Here is a 16,427-nt window from a genome sequence, read left to right as displayed (position 1 = left end):
GGGTATAATAAGTCTATAGTTATGCACAATTGTGGACAATCTTTCAGAAACCTCAGGAAATGGGAGTTGCTAAAATGAATACCGAAGTAATTCTTGTGGACAAAAATGTGAATAAAGAAGAAAGTTATGCACAAGCTGTGGATATCATTCGAGGAGGCGGGATTGTCGCGTTTCCGACCGAAACGGTATACGGGCTGGGGGCAGATGCCACAAACCCTGATGCCGTCAGCAAAATATTCGAAGCGAAAGGCCGTCCAGCAGACAATCCGCTGATTGTTCATGTCGATTCGAAAAGTGCGGCTGTTGATTGTGTAAAAGGCGTTTCCGAAAAAGCGGAGAAACTGATGGACGCGTTTTGGCCAGGGGCGTTGACGCTGATCATGAAATCGAAACCGCATTTATTCGCACAGAATGTGACAGCGGATCTGGACACTGTCGGCATCCGCGTTCCGAATCATCCCGTCGCGCTCAATTTGTTGAAAAGGCTCCAATTGCCGATTGCAGCACCGAGCGCCAATACCAGCGGCAAGCCGAGTCCAACACTTGCGGAACATGTCTATCATGATATGGAAGACAAAATTCCGTTGATCCTTGATGGCGGGTCGACAAAAATCGGCATCGAATCCACCGTGCTCGACATGACAAGCGAGCCGCCGGTCATATTGCGGCCAGGAAATGTCACAAAAGAGCAGATAGAAAGAGTGATCGGCACCGTTCGGCTGTCTGCAGAAGTTAATGGCAACAAGCCCAAATCGCCGGGTATGAAATATACGCATTATGCACCGGATGCGCCGGTTTACCTGATAGAAGATGACGGTAAGTTGATCCGAAAAGCGATTGAGTATGTGCAGGGCAAGGGCAAAAAGATTGCCGTGTTAAGCAGCACGGAATATCCGGAAGCTGATTATTATTTCCCGCTGAGTGCGGAAACTCTATACAGCAGCCTGCGCAAATGCGATCAGACAGATGCTGACCTGATATTGGCATGTGTTTACACCGAGCGAGACGATAATGATTTCATCATGAACAGATTGGAAAAAGCGGCTGACCATAAATGGTTCAGCTGATCAAACAAAAGGAGCAGGTGAGAAGATGAGAGTCGTGTTTGTTTGCACAGGGAATACTTGCAGAAGCCCGATGGCGGAAGCGATATTGGCCTCGAAAAATCTGCCCGGCATTGAAGTCCGTTCTGCTGGCGTATTTGCAGGCAGTTCTCCGATCTCTAAAAATGCCGGGGCTGTGCTGGAAGAGCATGGCATGGAATTCGATCACATCTCGAAGCAATTGTTGCAGGAAGATCTTGAATGGGCGGATATCGTATTGACCATGACCCTTTCCCACAAGCAGCTCCTAAGGCAGCAGCATCCGCAGTTGTTGGACCGCTTGTTTACGCTGAAAGAATATGTGTCAGGGAACGCTGCAGATGTCAGCGATCCATTTGGCGGTTCCTATTCGCTCTATCAACAGACCTTTGTGGAATTGCAGGAGCTGATCCAAATTCTTGAAGTAAAGCTTTTGCAGAATAAATAAAAACGGGCTGTCCACCAAAGGGGTGGGCGGCTATTTTTATGCGCATTGCCAAATCCGCAAATCCCCCTATTTATAGGCTTATTAATAGAAAGGTGTTAAAATGAAAACAAAGTGAAAAAAGCGAATAATGGCTTTTGGCACTAACAGAAAAGAAAAGAGGGCTTTTTATGAAAATAGCTATTTCTTCAGATCATGGCGGCAATACTCTCCGCAAGGAAATCGTCAATCTCTTAAACGACATGGGAATAGAATATCAGGATTATGGTCCACATACAGATGATTCGGTCGACTATCCGGATTACGCCACACCGGTAGCGGAAGCAGTGGTGAAAGGTGAAGCTGATCGCGGAATCCTGATTTGCGGCACCGGTATCGGAATGTCGATTGCAGCCAATAAAATCAAAGGCATTCGCTGTGCGCTTGTGCATGACGTTTTCAGTGCAAAAGCAACAAGGGGCCATAACGATTCAAATGTGCTCGCAATGGGTGAACGTGTTGTCGGACCGGGACTTGCCCGTGAAATTGCAAGAACCTGGCTGACTGAGGAGTTTGAAGGCGGACGCCACGACAAACGAATTCAGAAAATCACAAACTTAGAAAAGTAAGGAGTGGTCGGGATGCAGACTTTATGGCAATTGCAGCTGGAAGAAACTTTGGAAGAACTGGGGCAGGCAATCCATTTCAGAAAAGGCCAGGTTTTTGTTGTCGGCTGTTCCACTTCAGAAGTGGTGGGGCAGCATATCGGCACGGGCGGCGGCTTGGATATTGCCGAAAGTTTGTATGAACCCTTACGGAAATTCGCGGAGCGCCATAAGATTTTTCTGGCGTTTCAAGGTTGTGAACATATAAATCGCGCGCTGACGATCGAACGCCATGCAGCTGAAAAGTATGGATGGGAGCCGGTTTCGGTCATCCCTGTTCCGAAAGCCGGCGGATCGATGAGTGCCTATGCGTTCACTAATATGATTGACCCTGTGGTGGTCGAAGAGATAACAGCACACGCGGGAATTGATATCGGCCAGACAATGATCGGAATGCATTTAAAAAGAGTAGCCGTTCCGGTGCGTACATCTGTTAAACTAATAGGAGATGCGATTGTATCTTCAGCAACGACCCGGCCGAAATTGATTGGCGGTGAACGGGCCAGCTACAATCGTGAGTTTGTTCAACTACAGGAGGGAAATCAGGATGGAATTGATTAAAGCGCAAGACCAGGCAGTATATGAAGCGATGAATGCGGAGAAAGACCGCCAGGAAGCGAATATCGAACTGATTGCATCAGAAAACTTTGTGTCGCAGGCCGTTATGGATGCGCAAGGCTCTGTGTTGACGAATAAATACGCGGAAGGCTACCCGGGCAAACGCTATTACGGCGGCTGTGAATTCGTCGATGTGGTGGAAAATATTGCCAGAGATCGCCTGAAGGAAATTTTTGGTGCAGATCATGCCAATGTGCAACCGCATTCCGGTTCGCAAGCCAATATGGCTGTTTATACTGCCGTTCTTGAAAAAGGCGATACAGTTCTTGGGATGAACCTGAATCACGGCGGCCATTTAACACACGGCAGCAAAGTGAATTTCAGCGGGATGCAATACGATTTCCAGGAATACGGTGTTGATGAAGAAACGCAATTGGTCGATTACGATAAAGTCCGTGAAGCTGCTTTGGAACATAAACCGAAAATGATCGTAGCGGGGGCAAGTGCTTATTCACGCACGCTTGATTTTGCGAAATTCCGCGAAATCGCTGATGAAGTCGGTGCCTATCTGATGGTGGATATGGCGCATATCGCCGGTCTTGTGGCAACAGGCGCACATCCAAACCCGGTGCCGCATGCGCATTTTGTCACTTCGACAACGCATAAAACACTTCGCGGCCCGCGCGGTGGCTTGATTCTTTGCAAAGAGGAATTCGCCAAGAAAATTGATAAAACAATTTTCCCGGGAATTCAAGGCGGCCCGCTTATGCACGTCATTGCTTCAAAAGCGGTGGCATTTGGTGAAGCACAGCAACCTGAATACAAAGAGTATATTGACCAGGTCGTCAAAAATGCGAAAGCATTGGCTGAAGCTTTGATGGCAGAAGGCGTTGACATCGTTTCAAAAGGAACCGATAATCACCTGATGCTGATTGATCTCCGTTCATTGAACCTGACGGGTAAAGTGGCTGAAAAAGCTCTTGATGAAGTTGGCATTACAACCAATAAAAACACGATTCCATTTGATCCCGAAAGCCCATTTGTGACATCAGGTATCCGCCTGGGAACTCCAGCGGTTACTTCGCGCGGCTTTAAGGAACCGGAAATGAAGGAAATCGCATCCATTATGGCGATGCTCCTGAAGGCTCCTGAAGATGAGACAGTGAAAAAAGAAGCGGCCCTTCGCACAGCGAAACTGACGGCCAGCTTTCCACTATATAAATAAGGGAATGCAGCTGCAGTCAAGTTAGACAAGCAGCTGCATTTTTCCCCCCATAGATTAATGAAAGAAGGGGTGGCGGATGCAAGACAGTAAAATGGAAAAAGAAAAATACATCATCATTGATTGGCTCAGCCGCCTCGGTGTCGAATTCCAAACCGGCTTTGTCATCGTCAATGCGCAGCTTGACGATCAGCCAATACTTTATGCCAACCAGGCATTCTACGATATGACCGGCTATTCCGAACCCGATGTGCTGGGAAGAAACGGAAGATTTTTGCATGGTGAAAAAACAGACAGGCAGGTCAGTGCGAAAATCCGGGAATGTTCTTTTTCCGGCAGAGCAGATACTTTCGAAATCGTTAATTATCATAAAAACAAAAACCCTTTCTGGAACGAAATAACCATCCAGCCGATCAGCGTGGATGATGGAAAGCATAAATACACACTGATGCTGATGAAAAACATCAACAACAGAAAAAGAGAAGAAGCGCTGATCCAGCTTCAACAGGAAGCCTATACGGGCATTGAAAAAGGCTATATGCTCAGCTCGCTGTTGGAAAATGTATGCCAAATCATCGAATCCTTCTTTAAAGATGGCACGACCTGCACGATTCTTTTCATCGATGACAACAATAAATTCCGTGATGTGGCAGGGAAATCCATGCCTAAAAGCTTCCGCGATTTTATCGATGGCAAGGAGGCGACGCCACAAACGGGTTCCTGTGGCGCGGCTTTTCACAGTGGACAATCAGTGATTGTGGAAAATATGTTGGTGGACGAATTATGGCAGGAATACCAGGATTTTATTATTGAATACGGCTTTCAATCCAGTTGGTCTGTGCCTTTCCTTGATAAAAATGGAAACGCTATCGGTACGCTGGGCATTTATTTCCCCTCAACAACTGTGCCAGATGACAGTGATTATGATTTCCTGGAAAGAATCGCACCGACGATTTCCCTGACAGTCAAATACTCGCGCCAACAGGAAGAAATGCTGAAACTTGCTTATACGGACCGCACGACCGGATTGCGCAACCGAAATTTTTTCATGATTGAGCTGGCTTCTTTCCTTGAAGAAAACAAGGAAGGACTGGTTGCTTTTCTTACTGTCGACGAGTACGTCAAAGTTGTTGATCAGTATGGTCACCGTGCGGGAGACCAGTTGATGCAGGAAATCAGCAAGCGCTTTGGCTTGGCGAATTCTTCGGGGGAAGCCCTGATTGCCCGATTCACAGATTCAACTTTGGCATTGGTCAGTCTGATGCCGCTGGATGAAATCCCGGAATACCTGGAAGGTCTTGCTAAATTGCTTGCAGAACCGATAACCGTAAGGGATATGGAGTTATACCTGTCACTTAAAACCGGGGTGTCGATCATCACAGCTATGCAGACGGATGTCGAAGAGCTGATTCGATATGCCGACAGCGCATTGTCGAAAGCAAAATTGCGGGCTGGCGAATCCATCTGCTATTACGAAAATGAACATGATGAATATATGATGAAAAACCTCCGCATCGCCAATGAATTGACTGCCGCATTGCGTCGGGAAGAGATCAAAGTGCATCTTCAGCCCAAAGTGGATATGCGAACCGGTGAACTTTTAAGTTTCGAAGCTTTGGCGCGTTGGCATTCTCCAGATCTGGGCAATATTGCGCCGGATATTTTTATACCGGCAGCAGAAAAAAATGGCAAGATTCGCGTACTTGAACAGACTGTATTGAAGCAGGTGCTGGAATGGCTGCAAAAACGCCAGCAGCAGAAGCAGGTTATACGGCAAGTTGCCATCAATTTTTCGGCGGATCACTTCTTCCACCATTCCTTCGTACCAAACCTTGTGGACATGACGTCGGAATATGGGATCAATCCCCGTTTCATCCAGCTTGAAATTACGGAACGCATCGGCTTTGTCGATATCGAAGCAGCGCGTAAAATTTTCAGGCAATTAACGAAATACGGTTTTTCAAGTTCTGTCGATGACTTTGGAACCGGTTATTCCTCGCTGAGTTATCTGCAAAAACTGCCGGTCAGTGAAGTGAAAATCGATCGTTCGTTCATCTCGAAGATGCACGAAGACGATACGCGGGCGATTGTCCAGACAATTATTCAATTGACGGAAAATCTGGGGCTAACCGCTGTCGCGGAAGGTGTCGAAACGGAAGAACAAAAATTGGTATTGCTGGACCTGGGCTGCCATGTTGGCCAAGGATATTATTTCTACCGGCCGATGCCGCTCGAAGATGCCAATATTTTATAAACCGGCGCAGCTGCTCCGGTTTTTTATTTTGCAATAAATGAACGAAAGCGCCTGTTATTGGCAGAGACATGCTCACAGGAATGGCGGAAGCATTATGTCAGAAAAATTACAATGCTTTCTGAGAAGCTCAGGGCGAATCAATTTCTGTTATACTATTGAATGATAATGTGGAAAAAGGAGAGATGCACCGTGGGGAAAGTATATGTTTTTGATCACCCGCTGATTCAGCACAAATTGACATACATCCGTGATAAGTCGACTGGGACGAAAGAGTTCCGTGAACTGGTGGATGAAATAGCAACATTGATGGCTTTTGAAATTACACGGGATCTTCCGCTGCAGGAAATTGAAGTGGAGACACCGGTGCAACTGGCTAAGTCAAACATTTTGGCAGGAAAAAAAATGGCGATCGTGCCAATTCTGCGTGCCGGTATTGGCATGGTGGATGGAATTTTGAAATTGATTCCAGCGGCAAAAGTTGGCCACATCGGTTTATACCGCGACCCGGAGACATTGCAGCCGGTCGAGTATTATTTCAAAATGCCATCTGATGTCCAGGAACGCGAATTGATCGTTGTCGATCCGATGCTGGCAACTGGCGGCTCGGCGATCGAAGCCATAAATTCGTTGAAAAAACGCGGAGCGGTGAAGATTCGTTTCATGTGCATCATTGCAGCACCGGAAGGCGTCGAAGCTTTGCAGGTAGCGCATCCGGATGTCGATATTTACATCGCGGCACTTGATGAAAAATTGAACGAAAAAGGCTATATCGTACCAGGTCTTGGAGATGCTGGAGATCGCCTGTTCGGCACTAAATAATACACGAAAAGCTGATGCGCCCGTTAAGCTCTGAAAGGCATAAGACGTAACAGCGAAGCGGCCTTGGCCGCACAGCTGGGACGGCTTATGACCCGAAGAGCTGGGCCGCCGAAGACTAGACAATAGAAAAGCGGAGGCTGATCTTTTTGACGAAGAAATTGAAAGTGATGACCATATTCGGTACTCGCCCGGAAGCTATAAAAATGGCGCCGCTTGTACTGGAACTTCAAAAACATCCGGAAACGATTGAGCCACTGGTAACAGTGACGGCACAACACCGTGAAATGCTCGATCAGGTCCTCGAAACGTTTAAGATCACACCGGATTTCGATTTGAATATCATGAAAGACCGCCAAACGCTCATTGAAGTAACTACGCGGGCGTTGGAAGGTTTGGATCGTGTGATGAAAGAAGCGAAACCGGATATCGTTCTCGTGCATGGCGATACGTCGACTACTTTTGTCGCAAGCCTGGCTGCTTTCTATAACCAGATTGCAGTAGGCCACGTAGAAGCCGGGCTTCGGACGCACAATAAATTCTCGCCTTATCCGGAAGAAATGAACCGCCAATTGACCGGGGTCATTGCGGATCTGCATTTTGCGCCGACAGAAAAATCGGCTCAGAACCTGTTGGCTGAGAACAAGAAAGAAGAAACCGTGTATATCACAGGAAATACAGCGATTGATGCGTTGCAGACAACTGTGAAAGAAACGTATTCGCACCCGATTCTTGAAAAAATCGGTTCCGACCGCATGATCCTGTTAACGGCTCATCGCCGGGAAAATCTCGGACAGCCGATGCGCAATATGTTCCGTGCCATTAAACGCCTGATTGAAGAACATGATGATATCCAGGTTGTTTATCCGGTGCATATGAATCCGGCAGTCCGTGAAGTGGCGGACGAAGTGCTTGGCCGCGATCCGCGCATTCATTTGATCGAACCGCTGGAAGTCTTGGATTTCCACAACTTTGCTGCACGTTCCTTCATTATATTGACGGATTCAGGCGGCATTCAGGAAGAAGCGCCGTCTCTCGGCAAACCGGTCCTGGTGCTTCGCGATACAACGGAGCGTCCGGAAGGCATCGACGCCGGCACATTGAAGCTTGCCGGAACAGATGAGGAAACGATTTACGGGCTGGCGAAAGAGCTGTTGACGGATGAAGCAGCATATAAAGCGATGTCCCATGCTTCGAACCCTTACGGAGACGGCAAGGCTTCGGCTCGAATCGTCGAAGCATTGCTTCATCATTACAATACGAAATAAACGAGTTGAGTAGTGCTAATAATCTAAAGCAATCGATATTCCGCAAAACAGCTTCGAAGACATTAGCCGAAGCAAGCGAGGCTAAGTCTTTGCGACGAAGCAGCGCAGCGATGCAGGAGCACGGTATTTTACCACTCTCCAAGGCGTCTTCGCTGTTTTGCTCCATATCTTTAAGAGTCTTCAAAGCGCCGGCGCGGCTTAGGAGCAGGCGAATGCCGACGGAGTAAAAGACGAGTGCTCTTCTCGGCTTATTGTGGGAGCCAAGGTGTGCCACGAAGATGGCACCTCCTTTGCGACGAGCAGTGCGCAGGAGCATAGTCTTTGCTTTGGCCCTTCTGCGACGAGCAGTGCGCAGGAGCATAGTCTTTGCTTTGGCCCTTCTGCGACGAGCAGTGCGCAGGAGCATAATCTTTGCCTTGTCCGAAGCGCCGAAGCGATAAATAGATGCTGTTTTATTAGTTAACTTATAAAGATGTGAATTTTTGTCCACAATATGTCAGGCCAAATTTGCTTGTGAAGTTTTTCACTTCTATCAATTGACATGATTTTACCCCTAATGTATGCTTACAAAGGGTATGCATGAGAAGGTTTTTTTACATAATTTTTTATGGCAAAAGCCTGATGCGACTGCTCTTTTTTAGGGGTAAAATGTCAAATCAACGAATTTCGAGGGGATTATCATGCACCCGAAAAAAAGTCCCTTACAAGCGATGGCACTTTACAGCGCCATCCTCACACAACTTGTCGGGTCCGTACTCATCGGTGCGTTCACAGGTATGTGGCTCGATGCTCAGTCCGGAACTGCCCCGCTTTTTCTGGTCATCTGCCTCTTCGCAGGCATCTCAGCCGGCGTCTGGGCAATGCTCCAGACCGTCCGCAAATTCGAATCAGGAGACAGGTAAAAAATGCATGGACTCAGGGAGATTTTCAATAGACTTAAAAGGATAATCATTTTTATCCTCGCGATATTTGTACTGGGCTGGGGTTTTACTCCTTACCAGGAAATCTTTGCAGGTCTGATCATCGGAACTTTTTTCGGCATTTATAATATGTGGATACTGGTTCGGAGAATGGACAAATTTGACCGGGCAGTGGCTGAAGGCTCGAAAGTTCGTTCCCTTGGAACGGCATTACGGTTTGCATCAGGTGTTGCAGCTGTTGCGATAGCGATATTGTTCGCAGAGCACATTCACTTGGTCAGTACGGTAATTGGATTGATGATTCCTTATATCCTGCTTTTGACGGAGCGGATCATCTATCACGTGAAACACCATTAAGAATGTGGAAAGAGAGGTGAAACTATCGTGGATCATGGAGCTCCAATGTGGCAAGATCCGCTGTTCGGTATTTGGTTTAACTTATCCAACGTTATGATGCTTATCGTAGCCGCTCTTATCGTGTTCCTTATCGCATTCATTGCAACGCGGAACTTAAAACTTAAACCGACCGGGATGCAAAACTTCATGGAATGGATTATGGATTTCGTGAAGGGTATCATAAAGAGCAATATGGACTGGAAAGACGGTGGACGATTCCATGTACTTGGAATTACGCTGATCATGTTCATTTTTGTCTCAAATATGCTGGGTCTGCCATTTTCAGTTATTGTCTACGGAGATCTTTGGTGGAAATCACCGACAGCTGACCCAACAGTAACAATGACCTTGGCAGCAACCATTATCCTTTTAAGCCATTATTACGGTATCAAACAAAAAGGCTTGAAAGGATACGGTGCAGATTATTTGAAACCAATGCCATTCCTGTTCCCGTTGAAAATCATCGAGGAATTCGCAAATACGCTGACACTCGGTCTGCGTCTTTACGGGAACATCTTTGCCGGAGAAATCCTTTTGGGGTTACTGGCGGGTATTGGTGGTGCTGGGATTTTCGGATTTGCAGCCGCCGCGTTACCAATGATGGCTTGGCAAGGGTTCTCGATCTTTATCGGAACAATCCAGGCATTCATTTTCGTTATGTTGACGATGGTTTATATATCGCATAAAGTCAGCGAAGACCATTGAGTATAAAACCGCCTGTTATGGGCAAAAAAACACAAAAAAACAATCATCCTGAGGAGGACATTTTAAAATGGGTTTATTAGCAGCAGCAATTGCAGTAGGTTTAGCAGCACTAGGTGCAGGTATCGGTAACGGACTAATCGTTTCAAAAACAGTTGAAGGTATCGCTCGCCAGCCAGAAGCACGCGGCGTTCTTCAAACAACAATGTTCATCGGTGTAGCTTTGGTCGAGGCAGTTCCAATCATTGCCGTAGTTATCGCGTTCATCGTAATGAACCAGTAGTATAGAAAAGCGACGGCGCCCGTTAAGCTCTGAAAGGCATAAGACAGAACAGCGAAGCGGCCTTGGCCGCACAGCTGGGCTGACTTATGACCCGAAGAGCTGGGCCGCCGGAGTCTGGACAAAGAAAAGCTTAATGGCGAGAATGCTTCGGCATGTTTTTCGCCATTTACGCTTGTATGAACCACTTTCCAACTGAAAAATCATCTTACAGCAACTAAAGATCTTACTATAGAAGAAACGTACTTTTAGGCTCTTGAAGGGAGTGAAACAATCGTGTTTTTTGATCACCTCGTACTCGGTGCTACCGGGGAGTTTTTGAATATTGGAGACATTGCAGCAACATTAATCGTGTTTATCGCGTTGATGTTACTGTTGAAGAAATTCGCATGGGGACCTTTGATGGGCATAATGCAGCAACGTGAAGACTTGATCGCAAGTGAAATCGAAACTGCAGAAAACAGCCGTCTGGAATCCAAAAAAATGCTTGATGAACAGCGCAACCTTCTGAAAGATGCGCGTACACAAGCGCAAGAAATCGTTGAAAATGCTAAAAAGCAAGGCGAAGTTTCGCGTGAGGAAATTATTACGACAGCACGCGCTGAAACTGGACGTATGAAAGAAGAGGCAGCTCTTGAAATTGCCAACGAAAAAGACAAAGCGATTTCGGCAGTGCGTTCAGAAGTTGTGACATTGTCATTGCTTGCAGCTACGAAAGTGCTTGAAAAAGAAATTTCTGAGGAAGACAACCGCCAGTTGATTAACGAAACGATTGCGAAGGCAGGCGAAGTGCAATGAGTCAGGCTGCAGAACGCTATGCGTTAGCATTGTTCCAAACGGCGCAAAAGCATCAGGTTACTGCTGAAGTAGAGCAGGATCTGCGCGAAGTGAAAAAAGTTTTCGCGACGACTCCTGAACTGTATCAGCTGATGATTTCGCCGAAGTTGTCATCTGAAAAACGAATCAACCTGATCAATGAATTGTTCAAGCAAGGCAATAAATATGTGATTAACACAATCCAATTGATTGCTGAGCGCGGACGTTTGAATGAAATAGGGGAATTGGTGGATGCATATGTCATCCTTTCCAACGATGCACAAGGAATCCAGGATGCAAAAGTTTACTCGATTCGTCCGTTGACGGAAGAGGAACGCGCTTCGATTTCTACTGTATTTGCACAAAAAGTAGGTAAACAGGCATTGCGAATTGAAAACATTGTCGATCCATCATTACTTGGCGGATTGCGTCTTCAAATCGGAAACCGCATCTATGACAGCAGCGTCAGCACGAAATTGGCTCGCCTGCAGCGTCAATTGAACGGTTAATAATTGAAATTATGAGAGGGTGACATACATGAGCATCAAAGCTGAAGAAATCAGCGGTCTGATTAAAGCGCAGATTGAAAATTACCAATCAGAGATGAAAGTTGACGACGTCGGTACAGTAATCACAGTTGGTGATGGTATCGCTCGCGCTCATGGCCTCGACAACGTCATGGCTGGAGAACTTGTTGAGTTCTCTACTGGTGTATTGGGTATGGCACAAAACTTGGAAGCCAATAATGTTGGTATCATCATCCTTGGGCCATTCACTGACATCAAAGAAGGCGATGAAGTGCGTCGTACTGGCCGCATTATGGAAGTACCGGTAGGGCACGAACTTATCGGACGTGTAGTAAATCCGCTTGGACAGCCTGTTGACGGCTTAGGCCCAATCAACACAACGAAATCCCGTCCAATCGAAAGCCCTGCACAAGGGGTTATGGCACGTAAATCAGTTCACGAACCTCTTCAAACGGGTATCAAAGCGATTGACGCATTAGTGCCAATCGGCCGCGGACAACGCGAATTGATCATCGGTGACCGTCAGACTGGTAAAACGTCTGTAGCAATCGATACAATTTTGAACCAGGCTGACCAGGATATGATCTGTATCTATGTTGCAATCGGACAAAAAGAATCGACTGTACGTAACGTAGTTGAAACTTTCCGTAAAAATGGCGCTTTGGACTACACAATCGTCGTGACGGCATCTGCTTCACAGCCGGCACCACTATTGTATCTTGCTCCTTACGCTGGTATCACAATGGCCGAAGAATTTATGTTCGAAGGCAAACACGTCCTAATCGTCTATGATGATTTGACTAAGCAAGCATCTGCATATCGCGAACTTTCGCTCCTGCTTCGTCGTCCACCTGGCCGTGAAGCTTACCCGGGTGACGTTTTCTACTTGCACTCACGCCTTCTTGAGCGTGCAGCGAAGTTGAACGAAACACTTGGCGGAGGTTCAATCACAGCATTGCCGTTCGTTGAAACGCAAGCTGGCGATATTTCTTCATATATTCCGACAAACGTAATTTCGATCACTGATGGACAGATTTTCCTTCAGTCAGATCTATTCTTCGCGGGTGTACGCCCAGCAATCAACGCCGGTCTTTCTGTATCACGTGTTGGTGGTTCAGCTCAGATCAAAGCGATGAAAAAAGTTGCGGGTACATTGCGCCTTGATTTGGCTGCGTTCCGTGAATTGGAATCGTTCTCTCAATTCGGTTCTGACCTTGACGCTGCGACAGCCGCTAAGCTTGAGCGCGGTAAACGCACTGTAGAAGTTATGAAACAGGACTTGAACAGCCCGATCAAAGTTGAGAAACAGGTTGTAATCTTCTACGCATTGACTAAAGGTTTCCTTGATGACATTGCGCTTCAGGATATTTCCCGTTTCGAAGCTGAATTGACCAGCTGGTTGGATTCGAACCACACAGAAATTTTGGAAACTATCCGCACTACGAAAGGTTTGCCTTCTGACGAAGCATTTGGCGCGGCAATCAACGATTTCAAACGCACATTCGCAAAATCAGAGTAAACGTTTCAGCTGGATCAGAAGAAAAAATATTAAGGTGGTGAAATACCAGTGGCATCTTTACGCGACATAAAAAACCGAATTACGTCAACAAAGAAAACAAGTCAGATTACAAGAGCCATGCAAATGGTTTCCGCTTCCAAATTGAACCGTGCCGAGGTGAACGCGAAAGCGTTCGTTCCGTACATGGCGAAAATTCAGGACGTTGTAGCTTCCATAGCTGCCGGATCGAATGACGCAAGCCATCCGATGATGACAACGCGCCCTGTGAAGAAAACCGCATATCTAGTAATCACATCTGACCGTGGGTTGGTTGGCGGATACAACAGTAACATTTTGCGTACTGTGAGCAATAAAATCCGTGAACGCCATACGTCAAATGATGAATTTGTTATCCTGAGCATTGGCCGTAAAGGTCGGGATTTCTTTACGAAACAAGGAATGACGATTTTGGAGAGCACAATCGCGCTTCCCGATCATCCTTCATTTGCGGATATCAAAGAAATTACGCGCAAAGCTGTTGGTATGTTCTCAGAAGGTGCATATGATGAAGTTTATATGTACTATAATCACTTTGTCTCAGCTATTCAGCAGGAAGTCACTGAAACGAAGGTTCTGCCATTGACGGATATTAAGCCGACCGGAGCGACTTCGTCTTACGAATTCGATCCATCTGCTGAAGCCATCCTGGAAGTTCTTCTTCCACAATACGCAGAAAGCCTGATTTTCGGTGCTGTTCTTGACGGCAAAGCAAGTGAACATGCGGCTTCAATGACAGCAATGAAGAGCGCGACCGACAATGCGTCTGATTTGATCGACGGATTGACACTTTCATACAACCGTGCCCGCCAGGCGGCAATCACTCAGGAAATCTCTGAAATTGTCGGCGGCGCAGCGGCGCAAGAATAGAAAAGCGACAGCGCCCGTTTAGCTCTGAAAGGCGTAAGACGGAACAATGAAGTGGCGGTTTTTGCCACGTAATTGGGCCGGCTTATGACCCGAAGAGCTGGGCCGCTGGAGTCTGGACACAAATAAGAAAAGCGGGGGCTGCCGTTTGAGCAGTCCTAGCTTCTGAATTTGATTCAATAAACGCAAGACAGGAGGGAATAGCATGAACACAGGACACGTTCTTCAAGTTATGGGTCCAGTTGTAGACATTAAGTTTGCCGATGGCCATCTTCCAGAAATCTACAACGCCCTAACTGTAAATATTGATCGTCCCAATCAGGCACAAGTTACTTTGACTTTGGAAGTAGCCTTGCACCTTGGCGACGATACTGTTCGTACGATCGCAATGGAATCCACTGATGGATTGCAACGTGGATCGGTTGTAACCGATTTGGGCAGCGCTATTACTGTTCCAGTTGGAGATTTAACATTGGGCCGCGTCTTTAACGTGCTCGGTGAAATAATCGACTTGGGTGAAGAAATTCCGGCTACAGAACGCCGCGACCCGATTCACCGTTCTGCCCCTACATTTGAACATCTTTCAACAGAAGTTCAAATTCTTGAAACGGGTATCAAAGTTGTTGACTTGCTTGCTCCTTACATCAAAGGCGGTAAAATCGGTCTCTTCGGTGGTGCCGGTGTAGGTAAAACAGTTCTTATCCAAGAATTGATCAACAACATCGCTCAAGAGCACGGCGGTCTTTCTGTATTCGCCGGTGTTGGTGAGCGTACACGTGAAGGAAACGACTTATTCCACGAGATGAGCGAATCCGGTGTTATCAAGAAAACTGCAATGGTCTTCGGCCAGATGAACGAGCCGCCTGGCGCACGTATGCGTGTTGCTTTGTCCGCTTTGACAATGGCTGAATATTTCCGTGATGACCAAGGCGCGGATGTACTGCTGTTCATCGATAATATCTATCGTTACACGCAAGCAGGTTCTGAGGTATCGGCACTTCTTGGCCGTATGCCATCAGCCGTTGGTTACCAGCCGACACTTGCTACAGAAATGGGCCAATTGCAGGAACGTATTACGACAACAAGCACTGGTTCTGTTACTTCAATTCAAGCGATCTATGTTCCAGCCGATGACTATACGGATCCGGCTCCGGCAACAACTTTCGCCCACTTGGATGCAACAACCAACCTTGAACGTAAACTTTCTGAAATGGGTATCTATCCTGCGGTGGATCCGCTTGCTTCAACTTCTCGCGCATTGTCGCCTGAAATCGTTGGAGAAGAGCATTACGGAGTTTCCCGCCAGGTTCAGGAAACGCTTCAGCGTTACCGCGAACTTCAGGATATCATTGCAATCCTTGGTATGGATGAGTTGAGTGACGAGGACAAGCTTACGGTTAACCGTGCGCGTCGCGTTCAAAACTTCCTATCCCAAAACTTCCACGTGGCAGAGCAGTTCACTGGTCAAAAAGGTTCTTACGTACCGGTTCAAGAAACAATTAAAGGATTCCAGGAAATCCTTGCCGGTAAATATGATCACTTGCCTGAGGATGCTTTCCGTTTGGTAGGACGCATTGAAGATGTAGTCGCCAAAGCTAAAAGCATGGGCGTAGAAGTCTAAAATCAGGGACCAGGAGGGAAAAAAATGAAGACCATTACAGTCAATATTGTCACTCCCGACGGCCCGGTATACGATTCAGAAGTCTCCATGGTAATAGCGGTTACAGCATCCGGTGAAATGGGTGTTTTGCCCGGACACATTCCGACAGTAGCACCTCTTGGAATCGGCGCAGTCCGATTGAAGACAGATAACTCGACGGAATTGGTTGCTGTAAGCGGAGGATTCCTTGAAATTCGTCCTGAAAAAGTAACAATTCTTGCTCAATCTGCTGAACGTGCGGTCGACATTGATGTCGCTCGTGCTCGTGAGTCAGCGAAACGCGCAGAATCGTTGCTCCAGGCGAAAAAAGATGAAGTCGACTTCAAGCGGGCTGAGCTTGCCTTGAAGCGTGCGATGAATCGTATCAATGTTCATGAGGGTAATATATAAACGAAAAGCGGAAGTGCCTGTTCAG

At 46.9% G+C, this 16,427-nt stretch carries 18 protein-coding genes; all 18 read left to right on the top strand.

Annotation, left to right across the window (positions count from 1 at the left end; genetic code table 11):
• Positions 1 to 74 precede the first annotated feature (74 nt).
• Complete coding sequence (locus tag DHX103_RS04200) at positions 75 to 1,067, top strand: L-threonylcarbamoyladenylate synthase (protein ID WP_422124019.1); 993 nt, start codon at positions 75 to 77, stop codon at positions 1,065 to 1,067.
• A gap of 25 nt (positions 1,068 to 1,092) precedes the next feature.
• The gene (locus DHX103_RS04195; RefSeq protein ID WP_422124018.1) at positions 1,093 to 1,530 is read left to right on the top strand and encodes a low molecular weight protein arginine phosphatase; all 438 of its coding nucleotides are present in this window, start codon (positions 1,093 to 1,095) and stop codon (positions 1,528 to 1,530) included.
• 167 nt (positions 1,531 to 1,697) lie between these two features.
• Positions 1,698 to 2,135, top strand: a complete 438-nt coding sequence (rpiB, locus tag DHX103_RS04190; RefSeq protein WP_422124017.1) for a ribose 5-phosphate isomerase B — start codon at positions 1,698 to 1,700, stop codon at positions 2,133 to 2,135.
• Between the two features lie 12 nt (positions 2,136 to 2,147).
• On the top strand, positions 2,148 to 2,732 hold the full coding sequence (locus DHX103_RS04185; RefSeq protein WP_422124016.1) for a TIGR01440 family protein: 585 nt from the start codon (positions 2,148 to 2,150) through the stop codon (positions 2,730 to 2,732).
• Entirely contained in the window at positions 2,719 to 3,954 is a 1,236-nt protein-coding gene (gene glyA / locus DHX103_RS04180; protein ID WP_422124015.1) for a serine hydroxymethyltransferase, read from the top strand. Before DHX103_RS04185 ends, glyA begins: the two co-directional genes overlap by 14 nt.
• A 76-nt stretch (positions 3,955 to 4,030) precedes the next feature.
• Positions 4,031 to 6,205, top strand: a complete 2,175-nt coding sequence (locus DHX103_RS04175; protein ID WP_422124014.1) for an EAL domain-containing protein — start codon at positions 4,031 to 4,033, stop codon at positions 6,203 to 6,205.
• Between the two features lie 189 nt (positions 6,206 to 6,394).
• On the top strand, positions 6,395 to 7,024 hold the full coding sequence (gene upp / locus DHX103_RS04170; protein ID WP_422124013.1) for a uracil phosphoribosyltransferase: 630 nt from the start codon (positions 6,395 to 6,397) through the stop codon (positions 7,022 to 7,024).
• Positions 7,025 to 7,170: 146 nt separating this feature from the next.
• Positions 7,171 to 8,289 carry a non-hydrolyzing UDP-N-acetylglucosamine 2-epimerase gene (gene wecB, locus DHX103_RS04165; RefSeq protein ID WP_422124012.1) on the top strand — a complete coding sequence of 373 codons (1,119 nt, stop codon included), beginning with the start codon at positions 7,171 to 7,173 and terminating at the stop codon, positions 8,287 to 8,289.
• Positions 8,290 to 8,969: 680 nt separating this feature from the next.
• Positions 8,970 to 9,191, top strand: a complete 222-nt coding sequence (locus tag DHX103_RS04160) for an AtpZ/AtpI family protein (RefSeq protein WP_422124011.1) — start codon at positions 8,970 to 8,972, stop codon at positions 9,189 to 9,191.
• Positions 9,192 to 9,194: 3 nt separating this feature from the next.
• Entirely contained in the window at positions 9,195 to 9,566 is a 372-nt protein-coding gene (locus DHX103_RS04155) for an ATP synthase subunit I (RefSeq protein WP_422124010.1), read from the top strand.
• A gap of 27 nt (positions 9,567 to 9,593) precedes the next feature.
• Entirely contained in the window at positions 9,594 to 10,310 is a 717-nt protein-coding gene (gene atpB, locus DHX103_RS04150; protein ID WP_422124009.1) for a F0F1 ATP synthase subunit A, read from the top strand.
• Between the two features lie 67 nt (positions 10,311 to 10,377).
• Positions 10,378 to 10,590, top strand: a complete 213-nt coding sequence (gene atpE / locus DHX103_RS04145) for a F0F1 ATP synthase subunit C (RefSeq protein WP_117300165.1) — start codon at positions 10,378 to 10,380, stop codon at positions 10,588 to 10,590.
• A gap of 273 nt (positions 10,591 to 10,863) precedes the next feature.
• The gene (gene atpF / locus DHX103_RS04140) at positions 10,864 to 11,385 is read left to right on the top strand and encodes a F0F1 ATP synthase subunit B (RefSeq protein WP_422124008.1); all 522 of its coding nucleotides are present in this window, start codon (positions 10,864 to 10,866) and stop codon (positions 11,383 to 11,385) included.
• Entirely contained in the window at positions 11,382 to 11,912 is a 531-nt protein-coding gene (locus tag DHX103_RS04135) for a F0F1 ATP synthase subunit delta (protein ID WP_422124007.1), read from the top strand. The genes atpF and DHX103_RS04135 overlap by 4 nt, the downstream gene beginning before the upstream one ends.
• A gap of 28 nt (positions 11,913 to 11,940) precedes the next feature.
• Positions 11,941 to 13,449, top strand: coding sequence for a F0F1 ATP synthase subunit alpha (gene atpA, locus DHX103_RS04130; protein WP_422124006.1), 1,509 nt, complete (start codon positions 11,941 to 11,943; stop codon positions 13,447 to 13,449).
• Positions 13,450 to 13,497: 48 nt separating this feature from the next.
• Positions 13,498 to 14,355 carry an ATP synthase F1 subunit gamma gene (gene atpG, locus DHX103_RS04125; protein WP_422124005.1) on the top strand — a complete coding sequence of 286 codons (858 nt, stop codon included), beginning with the start codon at positions 13,498 to 13,500 and terminating at the stop codon, positions 14,353 to 14,355.
• 202 nt (positions 14,356 to 14,557) lie between these two features.
• Positions 14,558 to 15,973, top strand: coding sequence for a F0F1 ATP synthase subunit beta (atpD, locus tag DHX103_RS04120; RefSeq protein ID WP_422124004.1), 1,416 nt, complete (start codon positions 14,558 to 14,560; stop codon positions 15,971 to 15,973).
• 24 nt (positions 15,974 to 15,997) lie between these two features.
• Positions 15,998 to 16,402, top strand: a complete 405-nt coding sequence (locus DHX103_RS04115; protein WP_422124003.1) for a F0F1 ATP synthase subunit epsilon — start codon at positions 15,998 to 16,000, stop codon at positions 16,400 to 16,402.
• Positions 16,403 to 16,427 lie beyond the last annotated feature (25 nt).

This window comes from Planococcus daihaiensis, assembly GCF_049262615.1.
Classification (GTDB): domain Bacteria; phylum Bacillota; class Bacilli; order Bacillales_A; family Planococcaceae; genus Planococcus.
This window is presented reverse-complemented; position numbering and strand designations above follow the sequence as displayed.

Excerpts from the sequence above, each read along its gene's own strand:
- DHX103_RS04200 (WP_422124019.1), top strand. The coding sequence starts at position 75 with ATGAATACCGAAGTAATTCTTGTGGACAAAAATGTGAATAAAGAAGAA.
- DHX103_RS04195 (WP_422124018.1), top strand. The coding sequence starts at position 1,093 with ATGAGAGTCGTGTTTGTTTGCACAGGGAATACTTGCAGAAGCCCGATG.
- rpiB (WP_422124017.1), top strand. The coding sequence starts at position 1,698 with ATGAAAATAGCTATTTCTTCAGATCATGGCGGCAATACTCTCCGCAAG.
- DHX103_RS04185 (WP_422124016.1), top strand. The coding sequence starts at position 2,148 with ATGCAGACTTTATGGCAATTGCAGCTGGAAGAAACTTTGGAAGAACTG.
- glyA (WP_422124015.1), top strand. The coding sequence starts at position 2,719 with ATGGAATTGATTAAAGCGCAAGACCAGGCAGTATATGAAGCGATGAAT.
- DHX103_RS04175 (WP_422124014.1), top strand. The coding sequence starts at position 4,031 with ATGCAAGACAGTAAAATGGAAAAAGAAAAATACATCATCATTGATTGG.
- DHX103_RS04160 (WP_422124011.1), top strand. The coding sequence starts at position 8,970 with ATGCACCCGAAAAAAAGTCCCTTACAAGCGATGGCACTTTACAGCGCC.
- DHX103_RS04155 (WP_422124010.1), top strand. The coding sequence starts at position 9,195 with ATGCATGGACTCAGGGAGATTTTCAATAGACTTAAAAGGATAATCATT.
- atpE (WP_117300165.1), top strand. The coding sequence starts at position 10,378 with ATGGGTTTATTAGCAGCAGCAATTGCAGTAGGTTTAGCAGCACTAGGT.
- DHX103_RS04135 (WP_422124007.1), top strand. The coding sequence starts at position 11,382 with ATGAGTCAGGCTGCAGAACGCTATGCGTTAGCATTGTTCCAAACGGCG.
- atpA (WP_422124006.1), top strand. The coding sequence starts at position 11,941 with ATGAGCATCAAAGCTGAAGAAATCAGCGGTCTGATTAAAGCGCAGATT.
- atpD (WP_422124004.1), top strand. The coding sequence starts at position 14,558 with ATGAACACAGGACACGTTCTTCAAGTTATGGGTCCAGTTGTAGACATT.
- DHX103_RS04115 (WP_422124003.1), top strand. The coding sequence starts at position 15,998 with ATGAAGACCATTACAGTCAATATTGTCACTCCCGACGGCCCGGTATAC.